17 protein-coding genes are annotated in these 14,358 nt (G+C 41.4%); 13 read left to right on the forward strand and 4 right to left on the reverse strand.

Translation table 11 applies throughout. The features are described 5' to 3' along the window. Positions 1-108: 108 nt before the first annotated feature. Positions 109-609, reverse strand: coding sequence for a hypothetical protein (locus tag FVA72_RS13435; RefSeq protein ID WP_094961188.1), 501 nt, complete (start codon positions 607-609; stop codon positions 109-111). A gap of 466 nt (positions 610-1,075) precedes the next feature. On the opposite strand from FVA72_RS13435, the gene FVA72_RS13440 reads away from it, so the two are divergent. From FVA72_RS13440 to aes, 3 genes are all read left to right on the forward strand, one after another. Next, complete coding sequence (locus FVA72_RS13440) at positions 1,076-1,543, forward strand: DUF1097 domain-containing protein (RefSeq protein WP_094961187.1); 468 nt, start codon at positions 1,076-1,078, stop codon at positions 1,541-1,543. Between the two features lie 552 nt (positions 1,544-2,095). After that, the gene (locus FVA72_RS13445) at positions 2,096-2,227 is read left to right on the forward strand and encodes an entericidin A/B family lipoprotein (RefSeq protein WP_004255580.1); all 132 of its coding nucleotides are present in this window, start codon (positions 2,096-2,098) and stop codon (positions 2,225-2,227) included. Between the two features lie 220 nt (positions 2,228-2,447). Then, positions 2,448-3,413: an acetyl esterase gene (gene aes / locus FVA72_RS13450; protein ID WP_096864731.1), complete on the forward strand. Its 966-nt coding sequence runs from the start codon at positions 2,448-2,450 to the stop codon at positions 3,411-3,413. A 93-nt stretch (positions 3,414-3,506) separates the two neighbouring features. On the opposite strand, the gene cspE is transcribed toward aes, so the two are convergent. From cspE to fliE, 3 genes are all read right to left on the reverse strand, one after another. Next, a complete protein-coding gene (gene cspE, locus FVA72_RS13455; RefSeq protein WP_036957846.1) occupies positions 3,507-3,719 on the reverse strand; it encodes a transcription antiterminator/RNA stability regulator CspE in 213 nt (70 codons plus the stop codon). A gap of 283 nt (positions 3,720-4,002) precedes the next feature. Beyond that, complete coding sequence (locus tag FVA72_RS13460) at positions 4,003-4,215, reverse strand: AAA family ATPase (protein ID WP_165119732.1); 213 nt, start codon at positions 4,213-4,215, stop codon at positions 4,003-4,005. Between the two features lie 455 nt (positions 4,216-4,670). Next, positions 4,671-4,982: a flagellar hook-basal body complex protein FliE gene (gene fliE, locus FVA72_RS13465; protein ID WP_004255594.1), complete on the reverse strand. Its 312-nt coding sequence runs from the start codon at positions 4,980-4,982 to the stop codon at positions 4,671-4,673. Between the two features lie 247 nt (positions 4,983-5,229). Between fliE and fliF the strand changes: the two genes are divergently transcribed. From fliF to fliO, 10 genes are all read left to right on the forward strand, one after another. Next, entirely contained in the window at positions 5,230-6,915 is a 1,686-nt protein-coding gene (gene fliF, locus FVA72_RS13470; protein ID WP_004255597.1) for a flagellar basal-body MS-ring/collar protein FliF, read from the forward strand. After that, positions 6,912-7,904: a flagellar motor switch protein FliG gene (gene fliG, locus FVA72_RS13475; protein WP_004255600.1), complete on the forward strand. Its 993-nt coding sequence runs from the start codon at positions 6,912-6,914 to the stop codon at positions 7,902-7,904. The genes fliF and fliG overlap by 4 nt, the downstream gene beginning before the upstream one ends. Beyond that, positions 7,897-8,625, forward strand: a complete 729-nt coding sequence (fliH, locus tag FVA72_RS13480; RefSeq protein WP_110591526.1) for a flagellar assembly protein FliH — start codon at positions 7,897-7,899, stop codon at positions 8,623-8,625. The genes fliG and fliH overlap by 8 nt, the downstream gene beginning before the upstream one ends. Beyond that, the gene (gene fliI, locus FVA72_RS13485; RefSeq protein ID WP_094961183.1) at positions 8,622-9,986 is read left to right on the forward strand and encodes a flagellar protein export ATPase FliI; all 1,365 of its coding nucleotides are present in this window, start codon (positions 8,622-8,624) and stop codon (positions 9,984-9,986) included. Before fliH ends, fliI begins: the two co-directional genes overlap by 4 nt. Before the next feature lie 11 nt (positions 9,987-9,997). Then, positions 9,998-10,441 carry a flagellar export protein FliJ gene (gene fliJ / locus FVA72_RS13490; protein ID WP_094961182.1) on the forward strand — a complete coding sequence of 148 codons (444 nt, stop codon included), beginning with the start codon at positions 9,998-10,000 and terminating at the stop codon, positions 10,439-10,441. Beyond that, positions 10,442-11,809, forward strand: a complete 1,368-nt coding sequence (locus tag FVA72_RS13495) for a flagellar hook-length control protein FliK (protein WP_110591525.1) — start codon at positions 10,442-10,444, stop codon at positions 11,807-11,809. Between the two features lie 162 nt (positions 11,810-11,971). Then, a complete protein-coding gene (fliL, locus tag FVA72_RS13500; RefSeq protein WP_094961180.1) occupies positions 11,972-12,451 on the forward strand; it encodes a flagellar basal body-associated protein FliL in 480 nt (159 codons plus the stop codon). Positions 12,452-12,456: 5 nt separating this feature from the next. After that, positions 12,457-13,464 carry a flagellar motor switch protein FliM gene (gene fliM, locus FVA72_RS13505; protein WP_110591524.1) on the forward strand — a complete coding sequence of 336 codons (1,008 nt, stop codon included), beginning with the start codon at positions 12,457-12,459 and terminating at the stop codon, positions 13,462-13,464. Beyond that, positions 13,457-13,873: a flagellar motor switch protein FliN gene (gene fliN, locus FVA72_RS13510; RefSeq protein ID WP_004255621.1), complete on the forward strand. Its 417-nt coding sequence runs from the start codon at positions 13,457-13,459 to the stop codon at positions 13,871-13,873. Before fliM ends, fliN begins: the two co-directional genes overlap by 8 nt. 22 nt (positions 13,874-13,895) lie before the next feature. Further along, entirely contained in the window at positions 13,896-14,354 is a 459-nt protein-coding gene (gene fliO, locus FVA72_RS13515; protein WP_175427123.1) for a flagellar biosynthetic protein FliO, read from the forward strand. Positions 14,355-14,358 lie beyond the last annotated feature (4 nt).

Here is a 14,358-nt window from a genome sequence, read left to right on the forward strand (position 1 = left end):
CCTTTATAAATTATTTATAAACATTAACCATAGTACCAATGATACATTGGTACTATTTTTAATCGCCCTAATCGGCCAATATCTAAATTAACTAGCTCTGCGTTGTAATTAATCTTGGTGATAAGTCACAATCGCAATTGGTGTTGGGTTAATGGTAACCCAAAGATTAGACATACCGACATGAGTTAGCGATGACTCACTTACTTTATTACAACTGGTTTCAGATTGGCATTTCGAGAGAAATTCACTGGCGACTTGCTGGCTAAGCCCTTGCTTTGTCAAATAACTCATTTCATTTTCTAACTTTTGTTGGAAGTCCGCAAAATCTGGTTTTGGCGAGGTATAATCTTCAACCCCAACAAGTGTAGTGGCAACTTGAATGAGTGCGCCATCATCAAAAGTTAGTTGGTTTTCATAGCTCCAATCATTAAAAGGTTTTTGCTGCCCAAAAGTACAAACTGTTTTATTGCCATTTTTTTGGCATTTCCCCGCTTTAATAAAACTTATGCTATCCATACTTTGCCCCCAGTTTAGGCCAAATGGTGCAGTCGATGTGGTATCGCACCCTACTAATAACAACGCAGCAACCCCAACTACCATCCATTTCATACTCTCACCTCACTAGTCAATTTATCTCATGCTACAGGGTGAGGAGGCTAAATTGAAGTAAAAAAGTCATCAGCTATTAACTCAATCAACATTAATATTTATATTTTAAGTTATTTATTTAACAATAAATTTACATACAATTAATTATTATCAAAAAGATAAAGTTAATACAGATAAATCATCGTATACAGATTGCCAGATTTACTTTGGGTCTATACAATGCTCTGCTTTACAGGATCCCAGTATCACTGCAATATAGATAACTATCGTATTCTTAGTCAGTTACCCCTCTAGCAATACCTAAAACTCCCTAGATGGTTCTTGAATAACAAGATAGCTGAATCGTTACAACCTGGTTTTGTAATTAATTGCTTTTGTAGCTAGTGGATTTTGTAACTAGTTGGTGGGCGAACAGGTATTCACCAGTCGTATTATTAACAAATAACCATAACGTAAAGTACAAATTGTGAAATTACTATTTTCTCTTTCTTTAACAACCGCCATTCTCTCCGGTATATGGGCTTGGGTTGCAGATAGCTTAGGGTTAATCGGCTGGGCCGGCTTTTTAGGCTGTACTGCGTATTTTGCTTACCCCAAAGATGGGCTTAAAGGATTAGGTATTACTGCACTAACCGTCAGTAGCGGTGTAGTTTGGGGGTTGGTGATCCTGCATAGCGGTGACTACCTGCAACACTTACCTCATTTTGTTGGGTACTTTGTTACGGGTATTGTTGCCTTTTTGATGTGTATGCAAGCTAAAAAACAGTGGCTTTCTTATATACCAGGCACGTTTGTGGGTACCTGTACTATTTTTGCGGCTGAAGGTGCTTGGTTGGTAACGATTCAATCACTATTAATCGGTGTGCTATTTGGCTTTGCAATGAAAAAAAGTGGGCTTTGGTTATTTAAAAAGTACTTATCGGATAAAAACTAAAAAAAAACCGCCAATATGGCGGTTTAAATAAATCAATGAAACCAAGGGAATTTCAAACAGATTCGATATTACATTAAAATTGTCTAACAGCAATATATAACATTTTGATTTAACTAGTAATTAATCGAATATTAAACTAAGTACCCTTACTTATACCCACAAATATAATAATGATAAGTTTGTTAATAAAATGATAAAATTCGGACTTGAAATTCCAATTTAGATTAATAAAGCTTATACAACTGGTCAAACATCAGTCGAATTAATTCTTTTTAATATAATCATATAGTGAAATTCAGATTTTTCTGCATCCTTATATTATCAATAAAAAAGTAAAACCTTTTCTAAGCACCAATATGTTTTTCTTTCGTTAATTGATAACTTAGACTATTAAACCAATCAAAAGTGAAATAAAAGCGTAATAAACTAATTAAATTTACATGGCTAGAACGTAAAATCAGAATCGTTTGAAAAACACACTTTCATTCCTCTGCTATACTTGAATAAGAATATCTTAAGACCTATAACTGAATGTAACGAAAGGAAGAAGATATGATTAAAAAAATTTGCTTTTTAGCCTGTTCATTAGCTGTCGTATTCTCTTTAAGCGCATGCAACACCACCAAAGGTGTTGGTGAAGATATAGAAGCAGGTGGCGAAGCCATACAAAGAGCAGCTAAATGATGGCTAACAACCATCATCCTTAAATATTAGCTACCTCGACTAGAACTGACATATATACCAAACGGTGACAGTTTCGCCGTTTGGTATATAAATTTAAAGAGCCTATAAATTCCTAAACCTTACTCTATTGAAATACAGAACATTTTAATATTGGCTAACAGGATCACAATTTAATTATGCCTCTCTTTTACAATGGGAGCCATCCAGCTAGGAGAGCATAATGAACCCGAAAAATAAAATTAATGTGTTAGACCACATTTCACCTGAAATGCAATCTGTAATGCAATTTTATGCAGAAAACCCATCCCCTTCCCCTATTGACACCAGCTATTACGGAATGCGACAAGCGTATATTGAAGATAGAAAATATTGGAATGCAGAAGCCCCAATGATGCACAATATTTACGATATTCAAGTACCAACTCAATATGGCAATATTTTGACTCGTCTATTTCAACCCCTGAAGTCACCACCAGCAACTTTATTTTATATTCACGGAGGCGGGTTTATTTTAGGTAATTTACAAACTCATGACCGCATAATGCGGTTACTAGCCTGTTATTCAGGCTGTACCGTTATTGGAATAGATTATTCGTTATCCCCTGAAGCTCGTTACCCCCAAGCCATTGAAGAAATATCCACCGTTTACCAGTATTATCAACAAAATGCCGCAGAGCATAATATCAATATGCAACAAGCTGGCTTTGCAGGTGACTCAGCTGGCGCAATGTTATCTCTTGCTTCTATACTTTGGTTGCGTGATAACACTATAGAAAGTGCCAATATTAAATCCGTTTTATTGTGGTATGGGCTTTATGGCTTACAGGATTCAATCAGTCGGCGGCTATATGGTGGGGAATGGGATGGGTTACAAAAAGAAGACTTAGAAAATTATGATAATGCCTATCTCGGGGAAAATGGTGATAGAGAAGCCCCTTATTACTGCTTATTCAATAATGACTTAACCAATGATATTCCACCTTGCTTTATTGCTAGTGCAGAATTTGACCCGCTATTAGATGATAGCTTGGCTTTATTCCGAACACTCGACGCTAACAATATATCTTGTGAATATAAAATGTACCCAGGAACTTTGCATGCTTTCTTACATTACTCTCGCATGATGCAAATATCAGATGAAGCAATTCGTGATGGTGCGAATTATTTTATCAAACAACTTTTATAATATTAACTCTATATTTATTGAAGATAATAGACGATAAAACGAAAAAACCTCGCATTTAGCGAGGTTTTTGAATGCTTAGCGATTCGTTTATCGTTATTTAGCGATAACGTTAGCTGCTGCTGGGCCTTTAGCACCATTTTCAATGGTGAATGAAACTTGTTGGCCTTCTGCTAATGATTTGAAGTTATCACTTTGAATTGCAGAAAAATGAACAAATACATCTTTGCTGCCGTCTGCAGGAGTGATAAAACCAAAACCTTTATCATCGTTAAACCATTTTACTGTACCAGTCATTGTATTAGACATAGAATTTCCTTTAATTTTTTAAAATTGCCATAAGGCATGTTGCGGTTTGTTCTTGTGGTACTTATGGGAATTAATTAGAAGGAATTCGCAATGAAGTGGTATCTGAGATAACGCTTAATGGTGAACATCTTAAAACTGACTAACATAAATAGGCCTGTACTTCCAAACCAGTGAGCACATTAAGCCACACTTATAACCAAATGGCAAATTTTATTTTCACATCAATTCAAGAAACAAATAGTTTGCTGTTTATCCGAACCTAAAAGAAAGCACATCTTCAGGTTTAATACCTATCAAAAACACCATAATCAGGCCTTTCGCCCCTCATCACCGCTCGCTGTTGCTCATGTACCGCTTCTCTATCGGCTCTTTTTTGTTCGGATGAACGGGCGTCTTTATGTGACTTTGGCCATGTTGGTTTATCAGGCTCGAAAGAAGGCGTAAATGTACAACCCGTAATTAAAAATAGACAAAATAGCGAAGATATTACTTTCATAATGGCTTTTATTTTTCCAATACAGCGATTAGGTAAAAACACTTAATCATGATACCAATATTTATCATTTATCTAAATCATTATTTGGATACTACTTTGGTAAAATGACCATTGATAATTCACAATAACAATATATAAAGTAGGATTTAAGATAACAAAAAAGCCGCATCACGCAGCTTTTAAATCTTGTAATGCATTACAGTTATGATTGACTACTTTTTTCAGTTGGGTCAAACGGAAGCCCACCAGCAAAGACAAATGATAACCCAACAATAACGAACGAAACCATAACAAAACACTTATCAATAAATCGTTTCATACTGTTATTCCTATGCTTGATCATCGAATTAAAATATGCGAACCGATTATTATTGGCAATAAAAAATTACCCCATTACTTTCCCAACAGAGTACTAAAAGATCAATTAATTTATTACATTCAAATAAATAGTAAAATCATACTGGCATAGACATAATTTCTTGATACGCCGCCACTAGCTTATTACGTACTTGAATTCCCATTTGTAAACTTAAACTTGCTTTTTGCATATCAACCATCACGTCATTTAAGGAAATATCTTGCTTTCCTAACGTGAAGTTTTCAACTTGCTTAGCTGAATCATTACGTGTTTTATTAATTTGATTTACGGAAGCAACTAGGTGATCAGCAAATCCAACTGGCTCTATTACGGGTTTAATTGGGTTAGTGGCTTGGGTTGCCACGACATTTAATTGTGAAATAACCCCTTCAATCGCTTGAACTGTCATTCGATTCTCTTCTTATTAAATTAATGTGAATTTTTCACTAACCTATATTGGCTAGCTTACCCTATCACACCCTTTTTAACTTGAAGCCGATAAATAACACCAATTTTATAGGCTGATTCCGTCATTAGAACCCCTTAAAACAAGAAATAATAGCAAAGTGAAAAAGTGACGTTACGAAGAGGGAAATAACATTGTTTCACCAAAAGTATTTTCATCCGTCTAGTAGTCTGCCAAGCAGGGAATATTTATGAGTGCCGCATCTAAAGACACGGGGGAGGCCAAAAAGGGTTTTGCCTCTATAGTTGAAAGGATTAAAGCTGATCCTAAAATACCGTTAATGATTGCGGCGGCTGCGGCTGTTTCAATTATTGTCGCCCTTCTCCTCTGGCTACGCAGCCCTGACTACCGTGTACTTCTTAGCAATTTAAGTGCTAAAGATGGTGGCGATATTGTTGGCCAGCTAACTCAGATGAATGTGCCATATCAAATTGCTGATAATGGTAGCGCTATTTTAGTTCCTGCAGATAAAGTGCATGAATTACGTTTAAAGCTCGCTCAATCAGGTTTACCTAAAGGTGGCAATACTGGTTTTGAATTATTAGATAAAGAACAATTCGGTATCAGCCAATTTAGTGAGCAAATCAATTACCAACGTGCATTAGAGGGTGAACTCTCTCGTACTATTGAGTCCCTAAGCCCAGTACAAAGTGCTCGGGTGCATTTAGCAATTCCTAAACCCACCTTATTTGTGCGTGAGCAAAAGCTACCAACGGCTTCTGTGACGGTCGGTTTACTACCGGGAAGAATGCTTGATGAAGGGCAAATCAGCGCCATTGTCCATATGGTATCAAGTAGCGTAACAGGCCTAACCGCTAGTAATGTCATTATTGTTGACCAAGCGGGTCGCTTACTCACCAATAACGATAATAGCCAGCAATCGGCAAACAGCGCACAAATCAAAATGACTAAAGAGATGGAGTCTCATCTCAAACAGCGCATAGAAGATATTCTGTCGCCGTTAGTCGGTCGTGCCAATATTCATGCCCAAGTCACCGCGCAAATGGATTTCTCGAAAGTCGAACAAACTTCAGAGGAATATAAGCCCAACCAAACGCCAGATAGTGCGGCTATTCGTTCCCGCCAAAACAGCCAAAGTATGCAAAATAACAATGGCGGAACCGGTGGAGTGCCAGGTGCGCTGTCAAATCAACCCGTTAGTGCACCAAGTGCACCTATTGAAACCAATAAAGACAATAAAGATGGCGCTCAAACGGCGAATAACCGTAATAGTGTCTCGAACTCGCAAAGCGATGAAACCACAAATTACGAAGTAGATCGCAAAATTAGTCACACTCAACGGCAAATTGGTGTCGTCGATAGGCTCTCGGTCGCAGTTATTGTCAATTACCATTCACAAGATGGTGAAAATGGTCCAGAAATGAAGCCATTGCCACCAGAGATGCTGCAACAAATTGAAGCATTGACACGCGAAGCAATGGGCTTTTCCACTGCACGTGGGGATTCTCTCAACATTACTAATTCATTGTTTACCAATGAGGCTCCGGTTGAAGAAGCACCTTCGTTACTTGAAAGCCCACAATTTATTGCTCAGTTACTGGATTACGGAAAAATACTGCTTATTGCCATTATTGCTTGGTTTATGTGGCGTTTCGGTATCAAACCTCAATGGGTTAAATACCGTAAAGCACAGCAAGCCCAAGCCGAAGCTGAAGTTTTTGTTGCCACACAACTGAAAACCCCGCTCGTGGTTGATGAAGCGATTGATGAAGAAATGGATGAGCAAACACGCCGTCGCCTGACTCGTCAACGTGTTAGTGCTGAGATCCAAAGCCAACGTATCCGTGAAATGGCAGAAAAAGACCCACAAATCGTGGCAATGGTTATCCGTCAGTGGTTAGGAAAATCCCAATGAGTTTAAGTGGAACAGAAAAAAGTGCCGTGATGTTAATGACGCTCGGTGAAGACCAGGCTGCGGAAGTATTTAAGCACCTGAATCCTAAAGAAGTTCAGCAATTGAGTATGGCAGTGTCAAACATGCGCCAAATCTCAAATAATGAATTGGCAGAAGTATTAACTGAATTTGAAGAGTCAGCGATTCAATTCGCGGCACTCAATATCAACACGAATGACTATCTGCGTTCTGTATTGGTGAAAGCACTTGGCGAAGAACGCGCCGCAAGCTTACTTGAGGACATCTTTGAAAAACAAGAAACCACGTCAGGGATCGAAAGCCTCAACTATATGGAACCCCAAACCGTTGCCGATATTATCCGTGATGAACATCCGCAAATTATCGCGACTATTTTGGTTCACTTAAAACGCAATCTTGCGGCGGATGTCCTCGAATTATTCGAAGAGCGCCAACGCAACGATATTATGCTACGTATCGCCACCTTTGGTGGTGTCCAACCTGCTGCATTGGCGGAATTGACCGAAGTATTGAACAACTTACTGGATGGCCAAAACCTCAAACGCAGCAAAATGGGTGGCGTGAGAACTGCGGCAGAAATCATCAACCTGATGAAAAGCCAGCAAGAAGAAAGCGTTATCGATGCAATGCGTGATTACGATGGTGAGCTTGCTCAACGTATTATTGACGAAATGTTCCTATTCGAAAACCTTATCGAGGTGGACAACCGCAGCATTCAACGTATTTTGCAGGATGTTTCGACAGACTCGCTGGTTATTGCCCTCAAAGGCAGCAACCAAGCACTACGCGACCACTTCCTCAACAATATGGCCGCTCGCGCTGCAGAAATCGTGCGCGACGATTTGGAATCACGTTCTCCTGTGCGTATGTCTCAAGTGGAAAACGAACAAAAAGCCATTTTGCTTATCGTTCGTCGTTTAGTCGAAAAAGGCGAAATCGCGATAGGTGGTGGAGACGACGTCTATGTCTAAGTCAACAATTCCAAATGACCAATGGCAGCCTTGGCAGCTTCGTGAGCTTAATCAATGGGATCTCAACTCAGGCATTCCTGCATTAAGTGATGTTCCTGAGCCTGAAGCGCCAAAAGTCCCGTGCCTTGAACCAAAAGAAGTGTTAGAGCAAATTAATTTGCTCGATAACATCAAGGAAGATGCACAGCGGACGGGTTACCAACAAGGGCATGAAAAAGGCCAGCAAGAAGGTTACCAAGCTGGTTTTGAGCAAGGCTTACGAGCTGGAGAAGAACAAGGGCGTGAGCAGGCACTTGCTTTGCAACAACCTGTGATTGAAACATGGCAAAAACTGCTGTCTGAATTCAATTATTCGCTCGATACCTTTGATACGGTGGTGACCACTAAACTGTTGCAGATAGCGTTGACTGCGGCTAAGCAAGTTTTAGGACAATCCACCGTTTGTGATGGCACCGCATTGTTGGAGGAAATCAGCCAGTTACTCCAACAAAAACCGATTTTTACTGGGCAGCCTGAACTACACATCAACCCAAATCATTTTGAATTGATTGAACAGCACCTCGGTTCCCTACTCAACTTGAACGGCTGGCGCTTAGTCGCTGATCCTAAACTGCATATCGGTGGCTGCCGAGTCGTCGCTGAAGACGGTGAAATTGATATGACTGTGGCGACACGTTGGCAAGAATTGTGTCGTTTATATGCACCGGAGAGCTTTTCATGACGGCACGATTGGGACGCTGGATTGCTTCGTTGGACGATTTAGAATCGCGGATGAAAGGGATCCCGATGGTGCGTCGTTATGGCCGCCTCACAAAAATCACTGGCTTAGTGATGGAAGCCGAAGGCATTAAAATGCCTTTGGGGGCAACCTGCTTTATTGAACGCTCAATTAATGGTGGCTCAGATGAAGTGGTGTGTGAAGTCGTCGGCTTTAACGGCCCAAGAATGTTATTGATGCCATTAGCCGACCTCGAGGGGATCGCCCCGGGTGCCCGTGTTTATGCACAATCAACCGGTGATGACGGGCAAACTAGCCGCTTACTCCCTATTGGTAATGAATTATTAGGCAGAGTACTTGATGCCCAAGGTAATCCATTAGATGGAAAAGGCCCCTTAGAGGTAAAAACACGCGCGCCATTAATTACCCCACCAATTAACCCATTAGAACGAACGCCTATTAGTAATGTATTGGATGTCGGTGTTCGTGCAATCAATGCATTATTAACCGTCGGTCGCGGCCAACGTATGGGGCTATTTGCTGGCTCTGGTGTGGGTAAAAGCGTATTACTTGGCATGATGGCACGCTTTACACAAGCCGATATTATCGTAGTCGGGTTGATTGGTGAACGTGGTCGTGAAGTCAAAGATTTCATTGAAAATATCTTAGGGGCTGATGGCTTAAAACGTGCCGTTGTCGTTGCAGCGCCAGCCGATGTGTCTCCTCTATTGCGCATGCAAGGCGCCTCTTATGCCACTCGTATCGCTGAGTATTTTCGCGATAAAGGTTTAAGTGTGCTGTTGATTATGGATTCACTCACTCGCTACAGCATGGCACAACGGGAAATTGCGTTAGCCGTGGGTGAACCACCAGCAACGAAAGGCTATCCACCTTCTGTATTTGCCAAATTACCAGCATTAGTTGAGCGTGCAGGGAATGGGAAAAATGGTGGGTCAATTACCGCTTTTTATACCGTTTTAACGGAAGGGGATGACCAACAAGACCCAATTGCTGACTCGGCTCGCGCCATTTTGGATGGCCATATTGTACTTTCACGTTCACTGGCAGAGTCAGGGCACTACCCTGCAATAGATATCGAGGCATCTATCAGCCGTGCCATGACCGAGCTCATTCCTAAAGAGCATTACCGAAAAATTCAACGTTTCAAGCAGTTAACGTCTAGTTACCAACGCAACCGAGATTTAATTAACGTCGGTGCGTACGCCATGGGCAGTGACCCCATGTTGGATACGGCAATTCAATATTACCCACGTATGTCGAAGTTTTTGCAACAAGATATTGATGAGCGATGTGATTATCAAACCGCATGCGAACAGTTGACACAAGTGGTTCCCAACGAATAACGAGGGGATAAATGGCCAAAAATAATGCCTTAACAACATTACTCACCTTAGCTGTTGAAGCCTCGGAAGAAGCAGCAAAAGTGTTAGCTCAAGTGCGCCAAACCCACACCCAAATGGCGCAGCAACTAAATATGTTGGAAAACTACCAATCCGAATATCGTCAAAAACTCAACCAAACCTTGCATACGGGTATGGAATCGGATAAGTGGCAGAATTATCAGCAATTTTTGGTCACATTGGAACTGACCATTGAACAACAGCAGCAACAACTGAATTTATGGGAGCAACGCGTTAACGAAGCTAACCGCCATTGGCAAGAAAAACAACAGCGTGTCAACGCGTTCGATACGTTAATTCAACGTGCTGAACATACTGAATACCAACGTCAAAACCGCTTAGAACAAAAGCAAATGGATGAATTTGCTCAACGAGCGACTTTACGGAGACCTCAATAAATGGACATCAACGCCCTGAATGTGCCAACCGCATCATCGACTAAAAATGGCAATATACAACAAAATGAATCGCGCGCTGATGAAAATCAAGCCCCTGCACTCCCCTTTCAAGCCATGCTTGATAACCAGCAACCGATTGAAAAACAAAATGTCACTAATCAACCGATCAATGAAGAAGCACTTAACAAAGGCATTGTTGATAACAAACTGGCAATAGCGAGTAAAGAAACGATTGAACAAACCAAGGTTGGGCAAAAAACGGCTGAAAATGCCATTGAGCAACTGAACTTTAGCCGTAACTTGCGTGCTGATAGCGTGCAAACTGCACTTAACACTGAGCTACTAACAGGCAAAGATGCCAATGAGCAAGCGTGGCTAGAGAGCTTAAAACAGTCATCAACTGGCCAAGTACAAGCAACGGCAAATACAACTATTAAAACAGAAGCACACTCGGTTTTAGGCGCATTTACCCAAAAAATGCAGCACCTAACGGATAATGCAGATGGCATCATTAATGAAGATGATGCCAAACATCTGGAAGGTTCACAGCAACAAATCGCAGGCGAAGAAGATGGCCCAGAACTTGGGGTATTTATTAAGAATGAAAAAGAAGAACGTCGTGACCAGCCTCTTTTTCCCTTTGATAACCCACGAGATATACGCAGTAAAAATTTAACTGCTGATTTCATGCCATTGAATAAAAAAGTGAGTGATAAAGACCCAGTATTAAACCTACAAAATGTTTCAAGTGAAGCCCTGAACCAAACCGCGAAAGGCGCATTTACACTACAAACTGAGACTGGTGCTTTTACCACCACATCCTCACAGCATACAACGACCGCGCCAGTTAGCATGATGCCAACGACATCAACAGCCCAAGCGGCAACCATAAATGCGCCAACGGCTGCTCCAACCATGCATTTAGCCAGCCAATTAGGTAGCGAAGCGTGGCAGCAGCAATTAAGCCAACATATGTTATTTTTCTCTCGCCAAGGAATATCTCAGGCACAAATTCGCTTGCACCCTGAAGAGTTAGGATCACTAAATGTGCATTTACGCATCGAAGATAACCAAGCAGTAATGCATTTTGTCTCTCCACATAGTCATGTACGTGCAGCCATGGAATCCATGATGCCAGTGCTACGCAGTGCGCTACAAGAAAGTGGTATTCATCTTGCTCAAGGCTCTGTTGGCCAAGATAACTTGAACCAGCAATCCGATAGCTCTCAGCAAAATGCGCACCAAAACGATGGCCAAATTCAAGCGACACATCCATCCGTTGGTGCTGTTGGTATCAGCGAAGCAAATGCCACTGTTTCACCTAAAAATGTAGCATCAAGACAAGGTGGCATTAACACTTTTGCATAAAAAACAAACGAATCGCGGTAATTTCCTAGCTAAAGCGCCGAGTTACCGCCTTTTTGTTTCGTTTTTCACTCCTTTAACTCTTGGCAACCAAGCCATAATGCTAGAGATCATAACGTAAAAACCCATTTGGGTTTAGCATCCAAGAAACAGGAATTCAGCTAAATGTCGTCGAGCAAAAAATCAAAAAGTTCCAACAAAGGGTTGCTTATTCTATTTGCCCTTCTTGCCCTTGCTGGCGCAGGGTTTGGGGGTTATACCTGGTGGACGACACAACAAGGCACGCAAACGGCGAGTGAGGAAGAAAAGCGCCCGAACATGCCACAACCCATTTTTATGGAGTTAGAGCCATTTACCGTCAATTTGGCAGGTGCAGCCGATGCACCTGATCGTGTGCTTTATATCCATGTGACTTTGCGACTTGCGAACGAAAAATCGCGCAAACAACTTCATGAATACCTCCCTGAAGTGCGTAGCCGTTTGTTACTGCTACTTTCAGAGCAAAAAGCAAAAAATATTGAGACGCATGAAGGTAAGTTGCAGTTAATGAAAGATATCAAGCAAACGCTCACCCCTACCCTGATCCCAGGTGATACCGATCAGGATATTTCTGATGTGTTATTTACTACTTTTATTCTGCGGTAATATTCATGAGCGATAATATTTTATCTCAGGCCGAAATTGATGCGCTGCTTAATGATGATGTACCATCAAGCAATACGCCTGTGCCAGAGACTCAAGGGAAAGATAATGTTCGCCCTTACGACCCGAATACTCAACGTCGAGTTATTAGGGAGCGAATGCAGTCTCTCGAAATCATTAATGAACGTTTTGCTCGCCAGTTCCGTATGGGTTTGTTCAATATGTTACGTCGCAGCCCAGATATTACGGTGGGCGGTATTAAAATTGAACCTTACCATGAGTTTGCGCGTAATTTACCCGTACCGACTAACTTAAACTTAATCCATATGCCGCCTTTACGAGGCACGGCACTGTTTACCTTTGAGCCCGCATTAGTTTACATCGCTGTCGACAATCTATTTGGTGGAGACGGCCGCTTTCCCGTACGGCAAGAAGGTAAAGAGTTTACCAATACTGAACAACGCATTATCAATCGCATGCTCAAGTTAGCTTTAGGAGCTTATCGCGATGCTTGGAAGCCAATCGCTGATATTGAAGTGGAATATGTACGTTCTGAAATCCAAGTCAAATTCACTAATATCACCACCTCCCCTAATGACATTGTCGTTACCACACCGTTTTTAGTGGAGATAGGCAATACCGTTGGTGAATTCAGTATTTGTATTCCGATCGCCATGATTGAGCCATTACGTGAACGTTTAATAAACCCACCAATGGAACAAGGCCACCAAGAAAATGAAACTTGGGTCACCAACCTTGTCACCCAAGTGAAACGTTCTGAACTTGAATTGGTTGCCAACTTTGTTGACATTCCAATGCGAATTTCTCGCTTACTGCAACTGCAAAAAGGGGATGTGATCCCAATTGAGAAACCTGACCGCCTCATCGTTAATGTTGATGGCGTTCCCGTATTAACCAGTCAATACGGTACTCAAAATGGCCAGTATGCATTGCGTGTAGAACATTTGATTAACCCTGTATTAAACACTCTAGATGAGGAAAGTACCAATGAGTGAGGCGAAGAACTCTCCTGATGCATCAACCAATCACGACAGTGAAGACCTGTGGGCTGAAGCGCTGGAACAGCAAAAAAAAGCGGAATCCGCCTCAGCTGGTGCACAGGCTTTCGACAACTTTGATGGACAAAACCCGCTAAATCAACTGTCTGATATCGATATGATCATGGACATTCCTGTCCGTCTTTCAGTTGAATTGGGTCGCACTAAAATGACCATTAAAAAACTACTGAGCTTATCCCAAGGTTCTGTAGTTTCTCTGGATGGCTTAGCGGGTGAGCCACTGGATATTCTGATCAATGGCTATTTAATTGCGCAGGGAGAAGTGGTCGTGGTTTCAGACAATTACGGTATTCGTATTACTGACATCATTACGCCTTCCGAACGTATGCGCCGTTTAAGTCGTTAATTAACCACGTGAGTCGCTGATAATGGCAATACCCAATCAAACTGAGCAGGCACCGATATCTGTGCCTTTTTTATCAACAACCGTTTCCTCCGGTGAACCTAATACTCCTGCTATTGACCACAATGATAGCTTAACGCAGATATCAGGGGCTTTAGGGGGGATCATTTTATTGATACTAGCAGGTGCTTGGTTGGTGAAAAAATTAGGATTTGCTCCCCAAAAAATGGGCAAGGAGCAAATCGTAAAAGTCAAAAGCCGTTGCTCATTAGGTAATAAAGAACGCGTTGTGGTTGTTGAGGTGAATAATGAGTGTTTGGTATTAGGTGTTACCACACAAAATATCAGCCTCTTACACCAATACCCGGCTGCACCTGAAGTCGCTGAGACATTGCCAACTGAACCGCTCACCTTTCAGTCTTTATTAAAGAAAAAACAAGAGGCTGCAAAATGTGCGGCTTCAGTTACACTTATGCATAAGTAATCGG

The sequence above is a fragment of the Providencia sp. PROV061 genome, assembly GCF_011045655.1.
Classification (GTDB): domain Bacteria; phylum Pseudomonadota; class Gammaproteobacteria; order Enterobacterales; family Enterobacteriaceae; genus Providencia; species Providencia hangzhouensis.

What these genes read in the sequence shown, in the direction of transcription:
- fliN (WP_004255621.1), top strand. Translation starts at nt 13,457, where the DNA reads ATGAGTGAGGCGAAGAACTCTCCTGATGCATCAACCAATCACGACAGT.
- fliM (WP_110591524.1), top strand. Translation starts at nt 12,457, where the DNA reads ATGAGCGATAATATTTTATCTCAGGCCGAAATTGATGCGCTGCTTAAT.
- fliG (WP_004255600.1), top strand. Translation starts at nt 6,912, where the DNA reads ATGAGTTTAAGTGGAACAGAAAAAAGTGCCGTGATGTTAATGACGCTC.
- fliE (WP_004255594.1), bottom strand. Translation starts at nt 4,982, where the DNA reads ATGACAGTTCAAGCGATTGAAGGGGTTATTTCACAATTAAATGTCGTG.
- fliH (WP_110591526.1), top strand. Translation starts at nt 7,897, where the DNA reads ATGTCTAAGTCAACAATTCCAAATGACCAATGGCAGCCTTGGCAGCTT.
- fliL (WP_094961180.1), top strand. Translation starts at nt 11,972, where the DNA reads ATGTCGTCGAGCAAAAAATCAAAAAGTTCCAACAAAGGGTTGCTTATT.
- fliF (WP_004255597.1), top strand. Translation starts at nt 5,230, where the DNA reads ATGAGTGCCGCATCTAAAGACACGGGGGAGGCCAAAAAGGGTTTTGCC.
- aes (WP_096864731.1), top strand. Translation starts at nt 2,448, where the DNA reads ATGAACCCGAAAAATAAAATTAATGTGTTAGACCACATTTCACCTGAA.
- fliO (WP_175427123.1), top strand. Translation starts at nt 13,896, where the DNA reads ATGGCAATACCCAATCAAACTGAGCAGGCACCGATATCTGTGCCTTTT.
- fliJ (WP_094961182.1), top strand. Translation starts at nt 9,998, where the DNA reads ATGGCCAAAAATAATGCCTTAACAACATTACTCACCTTAGCTGTTGAA.
- FVA72_RS13495 (WP_110591525.1), top strand. Translation starts at nt 10,442, where the DNA reads ATGGACATCAACGCCCTGAATGTGCCAACCGCATCATCGACTAAAAAT.
- FVA72_RS13460 (WP_165119732.1), bottom strand. Translation starts at nt 4,215, where the DNA reads ATGAAAGTAATATCTTCGCTATTTTGTCTATTTTTAATTACGGGTTGT.
- fliI (WP_094961183.1), top strand. Translation starts at nt 8,622, where the DNA reads ATGACGGCACGATTGGGACGCTGGATTGCTTCGTTGGACGATTTAGAA.
- FVA72_RS13445 (WP_004255580.1), top strand. Translation starts at nt 2,096, where the DNA reads ATGATTAAAAAAATTTGCTTTTTAGCCTGTTCATTAGCTGTCGTATTC.
- cspE (WP_036957846.1), bottom strand. Translation starts at nt 3,719, where the DNA reads ATGTCTAATACAATGACTGGTACAGTAAAATGGTTTAACGATGATAAA.
- FVA72_RS13435 (WP_094961188.1), bottom strand. Translation starts at nt 609, where the DNA reads ATGAAATGGATGGTAGTTGGGGTTGCTGCGTTGTTATTAGTAGGGTGC.